This window comes from Pseudoalteromonas sp. MTN2-4 (assembly GCF_042848605.1).
GTDB lineage: Bacteria > Pseudomonadota > Gammaproteobacteria > Enterobacterales > Alteromonadaceae > Pseudoalteromonas.
The window spans coordinates 1-586 of sequence record NZ_BTGK01000059.1; the positions used below are offsets into that span (position 1 = coordinate 1).

Annotated in this window: 1 protein-coding gene; it reads right to left on the reverse strand. The window is 36.3% G+C overall.

What is annotated here, in order from left to right; genetic code table 11:
- Window positions 1-92 precede the first annotated feature (92 nt).
- Window positions 93-461, reverse strand: a complete 369-nt coding sequence (locus tag ACGHEH_RS21710) for a hypothetical protein (RefSeq protein ID WP_390449867.1) — start codon at window positions 459-461, stop codon at window positions 93-95.
- Window positions 462-586: the final 125 nt, after the last annotated feature.

Here is a 586-nt window from a genome sequence, read left to right on the forward strand (position 1 = left end):
CACTTAAGCGGACAAAAATAGTTGGTTAAAATGTGAAGCGAAGCGGAACCTAACCAACTGTTTTTGTTCCGTTTGAAGTGCTTGTTATAACTTTAGACTTGAGCTTTATTTTCAAATTTTTCCACTGAGGCTACTGCAACAAACGTCGCACCAATCATGCCTATAAAAAGATCAAATACCATTGCTGTTGTGCCATATAAACTTAAAGTTGTTATTTTTAAGAATATTAGTGCAATAAACCAAGCGACAATTGAACCTAAAATGGTAAAAGAGGATATAACACCGACTTTCCATTTTGATATGCCTTTGTATGAGGCTAACGTACTAAAAACTAGAGCTACGATTGAGCCACTTAAAATAGAAAAAACAATATCAGCAACATCAATTTTCATCAAAACCAAACCAAGCAACACAATTACAATTAAGCCAATATTTAAAACCCCTAATCCTATTGATGTCATTTTTTACTCCATTCTGTAGAAGGTTATAACGCTTACCTAACCGGCGCAAAATAGCAGGCTAAACTTAGCGACGAAGGAGCGCAGCCTGCTGTTTTGCGTCCCTTTTGGTTGAGGCACTTGTTATG

Excerpts from the sequence above, each read along its gene's own strand:
- ACGHEH_RS21710 (WP_390449867.1), bottom strand. The coding sequence starts at position 461 with ATGACATCAATAGGATTAGGGGTTTTAAATATTGGCTTAATTGTAATT.